Genomic DNA, 15,618 nt, shown 5'->3' on the forward strand with positions numbered 1-15,618 from the left:
AAATCATGCCATTGCAATTTAATCCCGTTAAAATTTTTCCTGGGAGTGGAACTAGAGATTTAGCTAGTAAAATAGCCGAAGAATATGGAAAACCTCTTGGTAATGTTACTTTAAGTAAATTTAGCGATGGCGAATTCCAGCCTTCATTCGACGAGTCGGTAAGAGGATGTGATGTTTTCTTAGTACAGTCTACCTACCAACCTAGTGATAATTTAATGGAACTTTTGTTAATGGTTGATGCCGCTCGTAGAGCATCTGCACATTACATTACAGCAGTTGTTCCTTACTATGGTTTGGCTCGTCAAGACAGAAAAGATAAACCTAGGGTAGCAATTGGTGCTAAATTGGTAGCCAACTTGTTAAAGGCAGCGGGTATTCATCGTATCATGACTATGGACTTGCATGCGGCTCAAATTCAAGGCTTTTTTGATATTCCTGTAGATCACTTAGATGGAGCGGTAATTTTTGTGCCTTACATCAAAAGCTTAGGTTTACAGAACTTAACTATTGCTTCGCCAGATATGGGCGGTTCCTATAGAGCCAGAACTTTCGCTAAGTATTTTAATGCTGAAGTGATCATTTGCGATAAACGTCGTAAACGTGCCAACGAAATAGAATCGATGTCTATTATTGGTGATGTTACTGGGCAAGATATCGTTTTAATAGACGACATTTGCGATACTGCTGGAACTTTAGCTAAAGCTGCACAGTTAATTATGGATAACGGCGCAAAAAGTGTAAGAGCAGTTTGTACCCATGCTGTTTTGTCTGGTAAAGCTTACGAAACAGTAGAAAATTCGGTATTGGAAGAGTTAATTGTAACAGATACAATTCCATTGAAACAGCAAAGCCCTAAAATTAAACAATTAAGCACAGCCAAATTGTTTGCCAAAGCCATTGCTAGCGTAAACGAATATGGCTCAATTAGTGAGCTTTTTAAAGTGTAATGCGTTAAGCGTTTGGAGTTGAGCGTTTTAAACGCCAAGCCCTATTCGCCAAACAATAATTAATAACAAATAAATAAATAATATGAAAACAATCGCTATTAGCGGTTCTCTTAGAGAGAACGTAGGGAAACGCGATGCCAAAGAGCTTCGTTACGAAGGTAAGGTTCCTGCGGTATTGTACGGTGGAAAAGAGCAAGTGCACTTTGCTATCACAAGAACTGATTTAAACGATGCTATCTATTCTCCGGAAGCTAGTTTTGTTGAAATTACTATTGATGGTAAGGCTGTTAAAGCTATCGTAAAAGATGCTCAATATCATCCATTAACTGATTTATTATTACACGTTGATTTTCTTCAATTGTTTGATGATAAAGAAATTAATATGGAAATTCCAGTTAAATTAACCGGTACTTCTCCAGGTGTTAAAATGGGTGGTAAATTAGTTCAAAAATTACGTAAACTACGTGTTAAAGCATTGCCTAAAAACATGCCTCAAGTAGTAGAAGTAAGCATTGCTAAATTAGAAGTAGGTAACTTATTCCGTGTTCGCGATTTAGCAAAAGGTGAGTATGCTGTTACTAACACGCCAGAAGATACTATCGTTTCAGTAGGTATGTCTAGAGCGTTAAAACAAGCTGAAAACGAAGCTAAAGGTAAAAAATAAGTCAGGATTTAAGGATTTCTTGATTTACAAGATCAAATGGCATTCCAATATGGGATGCCATTTTTTTTATGTTAAAATTTTATATGGTTTAATCCCTAATACAGGTTGTGCAGTTGCCAATTGCAAACTGTAAACTGCCAACTATTCTTTGGTCTTTTAGCTTTAAGCATTTACCTTTGCGCCATGAAATTTCTGATTGTAGGTTTAGGAAACATTGGTGCCGAATACGTGGGCACTAGGCATAATATAGGTTTTGATATTGCCGATGAGTTAGTTGGCAGCTTAGAAGGAAGTTTTGAGCACGGTAGGTTAGCTTATCATGCAGAAGTATCTCACAAGGGTAAAAAATTACATGTGATTAAGCCTACAACTTACATGAATTTGAGTGGCAAGGCGGTTAACTATTGGATGAAAGAACTGAAAATAGCACCAGAAAATGTGTTGGTTTTGGTAGATGATTTGGCTTTGCCTTTAGGTAAGTTGAGAATGAAATTGCAAGGCAGTAGTGCTGGGCACAATGGTTTAAAAAGTATTGAAGAGGTATGTGGCGGACAAAACTATGCTCGTTTACGCTTTGGTATTGGCGATGATTTTCCAAAAGGTAGACAGGCAGATTTTGTGCTAGGCCAGTTTGATAAGAACGAGAAAAAAGAACTGCCCGTACTGGTAAATAGGGCAGTAAGCATGATTAAGAGCTTTGCCACCATTGGTGCTGCTCAAACTATGACGTTGTTTAATAAGTAACCCCAATTAGTGGAAGAGTGTATTTTTATTTCCGTTTGGCTTTAGCCAACGGATTGGAAACTAGATGTTAAGGCTTTAGCCAAATTAAAGCAACTTTTGCTAAAGCTTATTTTAAACATCTAAGAAGAGGTTGTATCAAAAATGATGATATGAACTTGCTAGCGAAATAGTATTTTGAAAGTTGCCATGCCCAGTTCTCCTGAACGTAGTAAAGCAAAATTTATTTTAATTTAAACCGCTTTACGATTTCCGCCTACGCGGGAATGACGATAGTGCCCAATTTAATTCTTTAAAATGATGTTCTTTCTATTTTGATACAGCCTCCTATAAAAACCAACTCGAATATTAGGTTCCTAACACTCCCAACCTATTAATCCATACCATAAATTAGAGAGGATTGCAAATCGGAAATAACAAAAAGCCTTATCTGCATCAATTAATTCAGGCTATTTTTTAACTAACCTTGTAATTTTTTCGTGTAGCGCACCTATTTTAAATGGCTTTCCAATAATATTATCGGCACCTACACGTCTGGCGGTTTCTTGATCCGAATCTAACACACCTGCAGAAAATGAGATAATTGGAATGTTTTCTTTGCCAGGTATGTGTCCTTCTCTAATCTTCTGGATTGCCTCCAAACCATTCATAATAGGCATGTAAGTATCCATCAATATCAAATCGAAACTTTCTTTTGCCAAAGCTTCTAAAGCTGCTGCACCATTGGTAACCACCGTAGATTGCACTTTCCAATCGTTTAGTATTTTTACAATCAAGAAAACGTTGATAGAGTTATCTTCGGCAATTAAAATGCGTAAGCCTTCTAAGTTAGGAAGTGTTTCTGGTGCTTTAGAAATATTAATTTCTGTTTCTTTTTCTACGGTTTTGTACCATTTAGAGAAAGAGAACGTGCTTCCTTTACCCAGTTGGCTTTGTACATCTAGTTCGCCACCTTTTAATTCTGCCAGTTTTTTAACAATAGACAAGCCCAAGCCAGTACCGCCATAAACTCTGGTATGTACATTTTCTACCTGCTCAAAAGAATGGAAAATAGTTTTGATATGTTCTTCTGGAATGCCAATACCCGTATCAATTACAGAAAATCTAATTAACGTGGTGTTGGCTTTTTCTTCGAGCGCTTCTACTTTAAATATAACCTCGCCTTCGTTCGTGAATTTTACGGCATTGCTTAGCAAATTCATAAAAATTTGGTTTAAGCGTAACGAATCTGCCATAATAAACCGAGGTACATTTGGGTCTATAACCAGCTTTAAGAAAACGTGTTTTTCAATTGCTTTGATATTAAGTAGGTTGGCTGCTTGGGTTACCAGTTCTTTAATATCGGTTTCTGCAAAACTAATTTTATACTTGCCAGCTTCAATTTTAGAAAGGTCTAAAATATCGTTAATTACACCCAATAAAGAGTTTGATGATATTTCTAGTAAGCTTACAATTTCTTTTTGGCTCTCTGTTAGTTGCTCTTTTTGAAGAAGGTTTACCAAACCAATAATGCCATTGATAGGCGTACGGATTTCATGGCTCATGTTAGCCATAAAGCTTTCTTTCGCTCTTTTTCCCTGTTCGGCCTCTTCTTTAGCTTTAATTAAATCTGCTTGTATTTTCTCTAGCTGTTGGTTTTTAGTTTTAATTTCAATTTGGGTTTTAACCAATTGTATAAAAGAATCTACTTTGGCAGAAGTAATATAAGGATCTAAAGGTTTGTACAAATAATCTACCGCACCAGCACTTAAACCTCTAATAGCATATTTAGCTTCTGTAGAAATTGCAGTTACAAAAATGATCAGTATATCTTGGGTGCGAACGTTGTTCTTCAGTATCTCTACTAATTCGAAACCATTCATTTCGGGCATTTGAACATCTACCAGAGCAATGGCAATGTCTTTTTCCCAACAAATACGCAGTGCATCGTTAGGCGAAGTTGTGGTAATAATGTTGATGTCGTTGCGGTTTAGCAGTGCCTCTAAAGCAATAATGTTTTCCTGCTTATCATCAACAATTAAAAGATTGATTTTGCTCATTAGGTATGGGAATTAGCTTACTTTTTGGTAAATGTTGTTCTTCTTATCTACTACTTTAAATTTTTTAGCAATCTGATAATCTCTAATTGCTTCTTTGCCACCCAAACATAAAAAGCCAAAGTTAGCAAGGCTATTGTAAAAAAGGTTAATTACTGTACGCTGTAACTCTGGATTAAAATAAATCAGTACATTTCGGCAAGAAATTACCTGAAACTCATTAAATGGCCCATCGGATACTAGGTTGTGCATAGAGAACAGTACATTTTTTTTAAAGGTCTGGCAATAGAAGCGGCATCGTATTTTGCAGTGTAATAGTTTGCTAAAGACTTTCCTCCATCTATGGCGTGGTAGTTCTCTGAGTACTGTTTCATTTTTTGTAGGTCGTAAATGCCCTCTCTAGCGGTTTCTAATACTTTGTGGTTAATATCCGTTCCATAAAAGAAACTGCGATTATATAGCCCTAGTTCTTCAAACAAGATGGCAAAAGAGTAGAGTTCTTCTCCCGTAGAGCAACCTGCGTTCCAAACTTTAATATGCGGATAAGAATTTAAGTAAGGTATCACATTTTCTTTCAGTGATTTAAAAAATTTTGGATCTCTGAACATTTCTGTAACGTTTACGGTAATTTCGTTCAAAAAATCATGAAAAAAATCACTGTTGTTGGTTAAAGTAAGCTTCTCAGATCAAAAAAATCCATCCTTTTTAAGAGCATTACTCGGTCTAGTCTTCGTTTTAATGACGCTCTAGAGTAGCCTTCAAAATCAAATCCGTAGATATTTCTTGTAATTACTACTATTTCTTCTACTTGCTCGTCTGTTATTAAATCTTTCGTCATAAATGCTTAACTAAGCCACACTCTTAACATAGAATAAAAGCTTGTCTATATCTACAGGTTTAGAAATATAATCGCTAGCGCCTGCCTCCATACATTTCTCTCTATCCATTTTCATTGCTTTTGCGGTAAGAGCAATTACGGGCAGGTTAGCCCACTGCCTTTTGGCTCTAATTTGTCTCATGGCTTCATAGCCATCCATTTCGGGCATCATAATATCCATCAATACCAAATCAATCTCTTGGTGTGCCTCCAATTTTTCTAGCGCTTCTACACCGTTGTTGGCTATAATTACTTTGATGTCGTAATCTTGAAGGGCAGAAGATAGCGCAAAAATATTACGCATGTCATCATCAGTAATTAAAATGGTTTTGTTTTGTAGTGCCTTTTCTATGGTTGGCGCATAGTTTTTTGGCTCTTTGTTAATTTTTACTGCCTGATCTTGTTTAGGGGCATTAGCCTGTAGCTTGTTCATGAATAAACTTACCTCGTCTAACAGCCTATCATTAGATTTGTTGCTCTTTAATACCATGGCTTGCGAGTAGCGCATAATGTGGGCCATTTTATCCTTATCAAGCTCCATGGCGGTATTAATAATTACCGGAACTTCTTTGGTTTCGGGGTTTGATTTAATTTCGTCCAACAAATCGAAACCAGAAATGTCTGGAAGTTTCAAATCCAGAATGATACAGTCGAAAATGCTTTCCGTTAACATTTGCCTAGCCTCGGCACCAGTGTAAGCTTGCGAAACTTTGGCTCCTTTTTTAATTAGTTGCTCGGTAAGTTCGTTGCTTTGCAAGATTTGGTCTTCAATAACTAAAACGTTATGGAAATCGTAAGTATACTGGTTAGAAAGCAACTCAAAAGCATGGTCTAATTTTTCTTTGTCTACAGGTTTTTTAAGGAAACCGATAGCGCCTTCTTTTTTGGCTTTACTCGCTTTTTCATCGCCGGCAGACATCATGTGAATTGGAATGTGCTGCGTAGCCGGATTGGCTTTAAGCTGTTTTAAGATGCTCCAGCCATCCATTACCGGCAACATCACATCCAGTACAATGGCATCGGGCAGTTCGCTAATTGCCAGTTCTAAGCCATCGTCTCCGCTATGCGCTAAAATGGGCTCAAAACCTTTTTCTATGGCGTAGGCTTTTAATATTTCTGCAAAATTCTCGTCGTCTTCTACAATAAGCAGTCTGTTACCCTCGCCGCTTTTAACTGGCGTAGGCGTGTTTTCTGGGGTAGTAGCTTTTCTTTCTTGGTAGGTAACTACAGCTTCTTTTTCAATCTCTACGGCAGGCTTGCTGTCTTTTTTGCTGCCCAAACTTTGCGGAATAAACAACGTAAAAGTACTCCCTACGCCAACCTCGCTAGTTAGTTGGATTTCGCCGCCAAGTAAATTAGCTAATTCTCTGCTTATAGATAAACCTAAGCCAGTACCACCATATTTGCGACTGGTAGAACCGTCTTCTTGCTGAAAAGCTTCGAAAATAACCTGTAGCTTGTCTTTTGGTATGCCAATTCCGGTATCCGTAACCGAAAAATAAATTGGGTCTAGTTCATCATCAATTAAAGATTTGTTCTGCTTAATTTGATCTTTTCTGGCCAAGCCAGCTTCAATGGTAATTGTTCCTTTTGCTTTAGTAAATTTAAAAGCATTGGATAATAGGTTTTTGATGATCTGCTCTAAGCGAGTTTGGTCTGTGGCAATGGTTTCTGGTAGGTTGTTTGCCAAGTTAAATTCAAAATTAATCTCTTTTTGATTGGCAACTTCGCTAAATAGTGCCTTGGTATGGCTTTGTATGGTGCTTAGTCTTACTTGCTCTATTACCAAATCTATGTTGCCAGATTCTATTTTAGAAAGGTCTAAGATATCGTTAATTAAAGCCAACAAATCTGAGCCTGCATTGTGAATTACGCCAGCATATTTAATTTGCTCTTCTGATAAATTGGCTTGTTTGTTTTCTTTTAAAATTCTGGCCAATATCAAGATACTGTTTAAAGGCGTACGCAACTCGTGGCTCATATTGGCCAAAAATTCAGATTTATACTTGCTACTTAACTCTAGTTCTTCGGCCTTTAAGCCAATGGCTTCTTTGGCTTGGTTAATAGAGATATTTTTCTCTTCTAGCAGCTGTGCTTTTTCTTCCAGTTCAGAATTGGCCTGCTGTAGTTCTTCCTGTTGTACCCGCAGTTCTTCTTCAGATGCCTGTAGTTCTTCTGTTTTGTGCATCAGGTCTTCGTTAGTTACCCTCAGCTCTTCTTGCTGGCTGGTCAATTCTTCTGCTTGCTGCTGGGTTTTTTCTAGCAAAGCCTGTAGCTTAACTTTGGCAACCATGCTATTTGTGGCCACCCCAACATCATGTGCTACTACAGCCAAGAAATCTAAATGAACAGCTGTAGGTGCCGAAAGAAGTCCCATTTCTAAAACAGCAATGGTTTCGTCCTCAAATAAAACGGGCAAGCAAATGATATGGGTAGGTCTACTTTCTCCCAGTCCCGAAGTAATTTTTAAATAATTTTCGGGAACCGGATGAAGGATCTTTGTTTTTTTCTCTAATGCTACCTGCCCAATTAAGCCTTCGCCAAAGCGATATGCTTTGCCTTGCATCGAATTGTCAATGGCAAAACCTCCTCTTAGTTTTAAGGTTTTTTGACCTCTGTTTGCTAAATAAAAAGCACCCACCGGGTAGTTTAACAAATCGCAAATTGCCGTAATTACGTTTCTTGCGAGGTCGTCCATTTCAAACTCGCCCCTTATGGTTTCGTTTATTTTAGCCTCTCCACTTAAAATCCAGTTATGTTGCTCGTTTTTGGCCGATAAAGCTTCCAATTCTTTGTTGGCAAGCAGTATTTGTCTTTCGCTCTCTTTCTGCTGATCAAAAGTTTGGCGAATATATTTCAGCAGAAATAAGACTAACCCAAAAATGATGAGCGAAGTAATGATGATGATGGAGATCGTTTGCGTGCCACGTGCGGTGCTAGTTTCTTGGCGCTGTTTTAATAAATGATATTCTACATCAATAAATTGATCGGTAAAGCCTAAAAATTTGATTTTATCTACCCTGCCTTTATCTGTTAAAAACTGTTGTTTAGCGGCAGCAAAATTTCCTACAATTCCCTTTGCTGCAATTTGTTTCATGTCAGAAACCTTTTCAACTGCATAAAATTTAATGCTGTCTAACCTTTTTAGCTGCTCCGGATTATCATTTACCAACTTAATCAACTCATCTACCATTGGTAAAATTTTGTTGATGTTTTCATCGTAAGGTGCTCTGTAGCTATCTTTTTCGGTAAGTATAAAACCTCTTAAAGACGCCTCACTGTGGAGTAGCCTTATTTCTAATCTTTCGGCTGTTTTTGCCACATTTTGCGTATGGTCAACCCAAGCGTAGCTTTCGTTTAACGATTTGATACTTAAATAAGATGCACCCGCAGAAATAAGTACAAAAATTAAAGTAACAGCAAAGCCTGTAAGTAATTGTTGCTTAAAGGAAAGTTTGAGCATATAAACTCTAAATTAATATGGAAAATTGCAGCTAAGATAATCAATAAAGGAGTAAAATATAACATGATAATTGTATCTGTATTTTAAAGGGTTATAAAGTGGTTGTTTTTATTAACTTTATGCACTCAAAAGAATAAAAAATAATGAAACTATACGGCATCCCAAATTGTAATACAGTTAAGAAAGCGCAAGATTGGCTAAAGAGCAACGAAAAGGAATTTGAATTTCATGATTTTAAGAAAAAGGGAATTACTGCCGAAAAGTTAACCGAATGGTTTAATACCTTTGGTTGGGAAAAAGTGATAAATAAGGCAGGTTTAACTTTTAAAAAATTGAGTAAAGAAGAACAAGCCGCTATTAACTCTGCCGATACTGCCCTTGCTTATTTAATAAACAACACTAGCGCAATAAAGCGGCCAGTTGCCGAGGTTAATGGTAAACCTGTTTTGTTAGGTTTTAAAGAAGATGAATACCAAGTTTTATTAGCCAAATAATAGGCTTGTTAAATTTTGTTAAAAGGATAATATAGCGGCTAAAGTGCCTTACATTTGATTATGTTGAAGAAACTATATTTATTGGGTTTTTTGCTGTTGCCTTTAGTTGTATGGGCACAGGACTCCTACATTACTGGAAATGTTTTTGATAATGAGCAACGAGGTTTGGCTTTGCAAGACGTTGCCGTTAGGAATTTAAGCACCAAAGCATTGGCGGTTACCGATAAAAATGGGCGGTTTGCATTAGTTGCTAAAAAAGGCGATGTAATTTCATTTGGCTTGTCTGGTTACCAAACAGATACGGTTTATCTAACCAATCTTTTTGCAAAAAACATTTATTTAAGGGCTGCAGTAAACACCTTAAATACTGTCAATGTAACTACAGCAAAGGTTTCGCCTTTGTTAGACACAAAAGATCCAGAAGCGGTGGCAGCAAAAAGGGTAGATGCCTCTAAAAATAGAGGAGGTTTACGCCTAAACTTAGGCTATGGCAAATGGCGTAGGCAACAGGCTAAAGAGGCTGAGTTGGAAGAAGCTGCTGATATTAATGAGGAAATTTCGAAAAACTTCAATAAAGCGGTTATTCAGAAACTAGTAAACTATAAAGAAAAAGATTTAGACGATTATATTGGGATGTACCGCCCAACCGTAGCGCAAGTTAAAACAGAAACACCTTTTAATTATACCTATTATATTGCCACCACTTTTAACGAATGGAAAAAGCTGCCGGCAGAATCAAGAAAAATGCCCGCTTTACCTAAGCTAAAAGGCAATCCTTAATTTTGGTAATATTAGTGTGCTATTTTTGAAAATTATTGCTTTTCAAATTACCTTAGCATTAAAATCATCAAACATGCAAAAAACATTTTTTAAAACCTTAGCGGTTGTGCTAACCGTTTTATACGGGCAAATTGCTTTTGCCCAAGAAAAATTAACTGGTAAATATGTGCCCGAAGAGGCTTTTAGCCCCTTGTTTTACACCCAAAACGGTAACGAATATCGTTCTGCCAGTGGTGCGCCAGGTCCAAAATATTGGCAAAATAGGGTAGATTATAACATTAGTGCAAATTTAGACGAAGCTACCAACAAAGTTAAGGCTACCATTACCATCACTTACAAAAACAACAGTCCAGAGAAATTACCATACTTATGGTTGCAATTAGATCAAAATTCTTTTAAGTCTACTTCTCGTGGCTTGGCTATTACACCAGCTAAAAGTAGGTACGGTGCGCAGGGCGAAAAATTTATGGGCGGTTACAACATTACCAACCTGTCTGTTTCGCAAAAAGCTAAGGCGGTAAAATTTACATCGTTGGTAGAAGATACCCGTATGCAAATCCGTTTAGACCAGCCTATGGCAGCCAATGGCGATGTGGTAGTTATTAAGATGGATTATGTTTACGAAATTCCGGTACTAGGATCAGACAGAACAGGGCACTTGACAACCAAAAACGGCGAAATTTTTGCAGTGGCACAGTGGTTTCCACGCATGAGTGTTTACGATGATGTTTTAGGATGGAATACTTTGCCTTATTGGGGCGCTGGCGAGTTCTACTGTGAGTATGGCGATATTACCTTTGATGTTACCGTACCCGGAAATCACATTGTAATGGGGTCTGGAGAATTATTGAACCCGCAAGAAGTGTTTACCGCAGAACAACTGAAACGTTGGAACGAAGCAAAAAGCAGCGACAAAACGGTACACATCAGATCAGAGGCTGAAGTAACTGATCCAAAATCTCGCCCTGCAAAAGATAAATTAACTTGGAAGTTTAAAATGACCAACACCCGTGATGCGGCTTGGTCTTCATCAAAAGCATTTGTATTAGATGCTGCACGTATCAATTTGCCGAGCGGAAAAAAATCTTTAGCTGTTTCTGCCCATCCGGTAGAGAGTAATGGCGTAGATGGCTATGGAAGAGCGGTAGAGTATGTAAAAGCTTCTATAGAGCACTACTCTAAAATGTGGTACGAATATCCTTACCCAATGGCCGTAAATGTGGCTACTAATATTGGTGGTATGGAATATCCTGGTATTGTATTTTGTGGTTGGCAAGCTAAAAAAGGCGATGCGTGGGGCGTAATAGACCACGAGTTTGGCCACATTTGGTTCCCAATGATTGTGGGCTCTAACGAACGCAAGTTCGGTTGGATGGACGAAGGCTTCAATACCTTCATCAACGATTTATCGAGCACCGAATTTAACAACGGCGAGTACAAGCCACGTCCAATGAACATGAATGCCATAGGTAAAGCGGTAATTGGTAATCCGAAATATGAAAACATCATGTTAATGCCTGATGGAATGGCCGAGGCAAACATTGGGATTAACTTATACTATAAACCAAGTTGGGGGCTACACATTTTAAGAGACCAAATTTTAGGCAAAGATCGTTTTGATTTTGCATTTAGACAGTATATCAACAACTGGGCTTACAAGCATCCAACACCTTGGGATTTTTTCCGTACCATGGAAAATGCAGCTGGAGAAGATTTAAGCTGGTTCTGGAAAAGTTGGTTCTTAAACAACTGGAAAATGGACCAAGGTATTGCCGATGTAAAAGCAGTTAAAAACAATGGTACTATTTCGGCTTACACCATTAAGGTAGATAATTTAGATAAAATGCCAATGCCAATCATCTTGGGCATCAAAACAAAAAGCGGTAAAACAGAAATCGTAAAAATAGCTGCAGATGTTTGGATGAAAAATACCAGTTGGTTGGTTAATTACCCAACAACAGAAGAAGTGGTAGAAGTGGTGTTAGATCCGCAGCAAGTATTGCCAGATAGCAATACAGAGAACAATAAATGGACTGCTAATTAGTTAGCCCCATAAAGAGTAAATCCCGTAAGGTTAAACTTTACGGGATTTTTTTTGAAGAGCACTTGCAGTTCAACGATTTTAATTCGGTCCTACTTTCCGCTTTATTTGCCCATTACATGGGCTGCATGCTCGCTCCAATTAGGTCTAGTTAACTTTGGGCAGTGCAACAATACCGAAACGGCGCCTAGTTTTTGCAATTTCAAGTTGCTAAAGTTTAGGTTTTGCTGTGAAAAATGGTTTCGAATAAAGCCTAATTTCACTTAACTAGGCCATAGCGCTCGGCAATTGGTAGCTTTAGTGCAGTAGTTTCGTTGGTTTTTCTTTAGGTTAAATTAACGCTTTCCTGAAGTTGGCAAAAATAGCAAGTAGAATGGCCGCAGACACAGCGTAGCAGCTGTAAATTATAGTTTTTGTATCGGCAGACTGGTTATCGGCAATGGCAATTAATGCCCAAATGCCTACCATGCCGTAAGCAATCATGTTACGCTTTGCAACCATGTAAATGTTAATTAGTCCGGCAATTACGATCATCGCTACAGTCCAAGTAGTAGCGTTAATACCGAAACCATCCCATTGAATTTTTGTTAAAAACGCAGCCATATTTGCAATAATCGCTACCGAAATCCAACCAACATACATCGTAAAAGGAAGGCCAATAAAAATATAGTCTAATTTAATCTGTTTCGTTAAGCGGATATTCAAGTTTAACACGATGCGAAGTAATGAAACTAAAATAACTGTCATTAAAACTACACTTAGTAAAGTGTAGTTATACAACCAAGCCAGTACCCAAAAAGAGTTGGCCAAGCAGGAAACTAAAAACCACCATCCAATTTTAGCTAACGCAGGGTGCGTTTCTTGCTTGTTAAACAAATTTTTGCCCGTGTATATCGTAAATGCAAGTAAACCCACGTAAATTAGCCCCCAAATAGAGAACGCATAGCCAGCGGGCGTAAAAAGATTGAAATACCGATCAGAAACAGTTTTCATGGTATTGCCATTAAAGGCGCCAGTGTTGGAAAGGTAATTTATAAAAATAGTGCTTACTAGGGCAATACCGTTAACAATTGCTAGTGTTTTTTTCATCATTTTTAAGTTGATATCATTGATCACCATTAGGTCTAAAATTTGTTAGAATTCGAAAATTGCCCCCAACGAAGGGATTAAGTTTCCAGAGCTTGTATTCAGGATAAAAGGAACTGCATTTGCGCCATCGGCTTTAATTGGCTGGCCGTCGGTAGTTAAGAAGTTGCCATTGTCTGCCGTACGTTGAAAAGTATATTTAGGCAAGTCATCATTTTTAGATTTTAGCACGTTTTGTATATCCACGTACAAATTAATGGCTGTTCGCCTAAAGTTAATGCGTTTATCTACCCTAAAATCTAGCTGACTAAAAGCCCCCAAACGTTGCGAATTTAGCTGACTAAAATTGGCTACGCCAGTGCCCAGACTAAGGTAATTAAGTTGAGAAGCCACCAAATCAAACGGAGTGTAAGGCGTACCGCCCGCGTAACGGTATTTTAACCCAAAATCCCAGTTGGTTTTTAACTTGTAGCCCAACGTTAGCGATAAAAGGTGCCTATTGTCCCATGATGATGATACCAAACGACCATCAGCACCAGAAAATTTGCTTACTACATACGAATAACTCGCCACGTAGAACAATTGCTTCATTAATTTTTGTTGTGCAAATACTTCAATACCGTAGGTGCGCCCATCGCCAATGCTCGATAGTGGTTCACTGCCAAATGATGTGTATTCTGCGCCTTGGTTGGCTAACGAAATTCCGTTATTGTTAGAAACGGGGTAATTGCTGTAACGTTTATAAAAAGTTTCTAACGTAAACCTAAGATCGCTCTTTGGCAAAAACTGCGTACCTAATACATAATGTGTAGACTGGATATAGTCTAAATTTTTATTGCTAGCTGTACCGCTCGCATCTAGGTAACCGAGGGTAGTGTAAGGTGGTATTTTAAAATAACTTCCAATTGAAGCATTGATATCCCATTTTGGATTTAAATGGTAGCTTAAAGATAACCTGGGCGACAAGGTGCTGAGTGGATTGTTACCACCGTTGGTAAACGAGTTCATGTCGGTTCTAATGCCGCCAGAAATCAATAAACGTTCGTTAAACAAGTTTTTCGATGCCTGAAAAAAAGCGCCATATTTCAAGAAATCTATGTTGTTGTTAAATATAATGGTACGCTCTGGGCTAATTAAATTGCCGCCGCCATCGTAAACGGCATTGGCTAATTTATTGAACAAATCAGCATTGTAGCCCACTAGCTGTGCCATTACACCAGCACCAATTTTCCAACCATTCACAAACTTGTTGTAGTCAAACCTAAATTTATTTTCTGCTTCCTGCGATTCTACCTTTAGTACGCGTTTAGATTCATCCATTACCTGGTCTTCAAACTTATCTAAGCTATTGTCAAACATATTTCTGCTTAGCGTAAAGTTTAAAAATCCATCTTCTATTTTGTGGTTGATATTGAGACCGAAGGTGTAGTTCCATTGGTTAATGTAAGGTGTAGAGCGTAGTACGTAAGTATTTTCTAGTGTCGATTTTTTGGTTGGCGCAAAACGAAAGCGATCTATTGCGCCTAAGCCAATTGCGGTAAGCTTGGTTTTTTCATTGAATTTGTGGCTAACCTTGAATTGAAAATCATCAAAATCTGGGCGAATGGGTAGGTCAATCAGCTTAAATAAAAAACTGAGATAAGACTTGCGGGCAGAGGCCAAAAAAGTGGTGTTTCTAGATAGCGGACCTTCTAAAGTTAGCGCTGTTTCTGTAAAACTTACCCGGGCATTTCCAGACAAACGTTCCGAATTGCCATCTCGCTGTTTAATTACAAATGTAGAGGCCAGTGGGTTATCATAGCGTGCATCAAAAGCAGAAGAGCTTAACTTTAAACTTTCAATAAAATAAACATTTAAAATGCCTTGGGCTCCGCCCGAACTGCCTTGAGTTTGGAAGTGGTTGAGCACAGGGATTTCAATGCCATCCAGATAGTAGACATTTTCGTTAGGCGCACCACCTCTAATAATGATGTCGTTTCGTTCGCCGGTACCGTTGCTAATGCCTACCCCGGGCAAAGTTTGCACTACTTTAGATACGTCAAAGTTGCCCCCGGATTAGCCTTGATTTCTTCGGTAGTAAGTTGCTGTACGGATAGCGGTGTTACCAAATCGGCTGCTGCCGCAGATTTTTGACGGCTGAATTTAATATTTACTTCTTGTAGGTTTTTTGACTCTGGCTGTAGCTCGAAGTTAACGATCTGTGGCGTGCCACTACCTAGCACAATGTTGTATTTAATTTGACTGGTAAAGCCAATGCTGCTTACAGACACCCTATAAGTACCTACTGGCACCTGCAGTTTGTAATTGCCAGCACTGTCGGTAACAGCTTTTAAATTAATTTCGTTCACTAGAATTGTTGCGCCAGCAATACCAAAACTAGTGTTTGCATTCTGAACGTTGCCAGTAATTAGGCCGTTAGTTTGGGCTTTTACCAGTTGGCTAAAACTCAATAGTACAAAAACGATAATCTTTTTAGTAGTCAACTTAAA

At 38.2% G+C, this 15,618-nt stretch carries 14 protein-coding genes; 6 read left to right on the top strand and 8 right to left on the bottom strand.

Annotated elements, in window-relative coordinates; genetic code table 11:
* Positions 1-5: 5 nt before the first annotated feature.
* The 3 genes from OVA16_RS09150 to pth all read left to right on the top strand — a co-directional run bounded on the left by OVA16_RS09150 (position 6) and on the right by pth (position 2,355).
* The gene (locus OVA16_RS09150) at positions 6-947 is read left to right on the top strand and encodes a ribose-phosphate pyrophosphokinase (RefSeq protein WP_267765047.1); all 942 of its coding nucleotides are present in this window, start codon (positions 6-8) and stop codon (positions 945-947) included.
* An 82-nt stretch (positions 948-1,029) separates the two neighbouring features.
* Positions 1,030-1,611 carry a 50S ribosomal protein L25/general stress protein Ctc gene (locus OVA16_RS09155; protein ID WP_267765049.1) on the top strand — a complete coding sequence of 194 codons (582 nt, stop codon included), beginning with the start codon at positions 1,030-1,032 and terminating at the stop codon, positions 1,609-1,611.
* Between the two features lie 183 nt (positions 1,612-1,794).
* On the top strand, positions 1,795-2,355 hold the full coding sequence (gene pth, locus OVA16_RS09160; RefSeq protein ID WP_267765051.1) for an aminoacyl-tRNA hydrolase: 561 nt from the start codon (positions 1,795-1,797) through the stop codon (positions 2,353-2,355).
* A 446-nt stretch (positions 2,356-2,801) separates the two neighbouring features.
* On the opposite strand, the gene OVA16_RS09165 is transcribed toward pth, so the two are convergent.
* From OVA16_RS09165 to OVA16_RS09185, 5 genes are read right to left on the bottom strand one after another with little or no spacing between them, the layout of a single operon-like run.
* Positions 2,802-4,391, bottom strand: coding sequence for a response regulator (locus tag OVA16_RS09165; protein ID WP_267765052.1), 1,590 nt, complete (start codon positions 4,389-4,391; stop codon positions 2,802-2,804).
* A 12-nt stretch (positions 4,392-4,403) separates the two neighbouring features.
* Complete coding sequence (locus OVA16_RS09170) at positions 4,404-4,691, bottom strand: CheR family methyltransferase (protein ID WP_420712343.1); 288 nt, start codon at positions 4,689-4,691, stop codon at positions 4,404-4,406.
* Positions 4,628-4,996, bottom strand: coding sequence for a CheR family methyltransferase (locus tag OVA16_RS09175; RefSeq protein ID WP_267765053.1), 369 nt, complete (start codon positions 4,994-4,996; stop codon positions 4,628-4,630). The genes OVA16_RS09170 and OVA16_RS09175 overlap by 64 nt, the downstream gene beginning before the upstream one ends.
* 59 nt (positions 4,997-5,055) lie before the next feature.
* Positions 5,056-5,226: a hypothetical protein gene (locus tag OVA16_RS09180; protein WP_267765054.1), complete on the bottom strand. Its 171-nt coding sequence runs from the start codon at positions 5,224-5,226 to the stop codon at positions 5,056-5,058.
* Between the two features lie 10 nt (positions 5,227-5,236).
* Complete coding sequence (locus tag OVA16_RS09185) at positions 5,237-8,728, bottom strand: response regulator (RefSeq protein ID WP_267765055.1); 3,492 nt, start codon at positions 8,726-8,728, stop codon at positions 5,237-5,239.
* Positions 8,729-8,871: 143 nt separating this feature from the next.
* Between OVA16_RS09185 and OVA16_RS09190 the strand changes: the two genes are divergently transcribed.
* The 3 genes from OVA16_RS09190 (at position 8,872) to OVA16_RS09200 (ending at position 12,046) form a co-directional block, all read left to right on the top strand.
* Positions 8,872-9,222, top strand: coding sequence for a Spx/MgsR family RNA polymerase-binding regulatory protein (locus OVA16_RS09190; protein WP_267765056.1), 351 nt, complete (start codon positions 8,872-8,874; stop codon positions 9,220-9,222).
* A gap of 60 nt (positions 9,223-9,282) precedes the next feature.
* Positions 9,283-10,002, top strand: coding sequence for a hypothetical protein (locus OVA16_RS09195; protein WP_267765057.1), 720 nt, complete (start codon positions 9,283-9,285; stop codon positions 10,000-10,002).
* A gap of 73 nt (positions 10,003-10,075) precedes the next feature.
* Positions 10,076-12,046: a M1 family metallopeptidase gene (locus OVA16_RS09200; protein WP_267765058.1), complete on the top strand. Its 1,971-nt coding sequence runs from the start codon at positions 10,076-10,078 to the stop codon at positions 12,044-12,046.
* A gap of 327 nt (positions 12,047-12,373) precedes the next feature.
* Here OVA16_RS09200 and OVA16_RS09205 read toward each other — a convergent pair whose 3' ends face one another.
* The 3 genes from OVA16_RS09205 to OVA16_RS09215 are packed head-to-tail and all read right to left on the bottom strand — an operon-like array spanning position 12,374 to position 15,612.
* Entirely contained in the window at positions 12,374-13,132 is a 759-nt protein-coding gene (locus OVA16_RS09205) for a hypothetical protein (protein WP_267765059.1), read from the bottom strand.
* 45 nt (positions 13,133-13,177) lie between these two features.
* A complete protein-coding gene (locus OVA16_RS09210) occupies positions 13,178-15,154 on the bottom strand; it encodes a TonB-dependent receptor plug domain-containing protein (RefSeq protein ID WP_267765060.1) in 1,977 nt (658 codons plus the stop codon).
* Complete coding sequence (locus OVA16_RS09215) at positions 15,154-15,612, bottom strand: carboxypeptidase-like regulatory domain-containing protein (RefSeq protein ID WP_267765062.1); 459 nt, start codon at positions 15,610-15,612, stop codon at positions 15,154-15,156. Before OVA16_RS09215 ends, OVA16_RS09210 begins: the two co-directional genes overlap by 1 nt.
* Positions 15,613-15,618: the final 6 nt, after the last annotated feature.

Source organism: Pedobacter sp. SL55 (assembly GCF_026625705.1).
GTDB lineage: Bacteria > Bacteroidota > Bacteroidia > Sphingobacteriales > Sphingobacteriaceae > Pedobacter.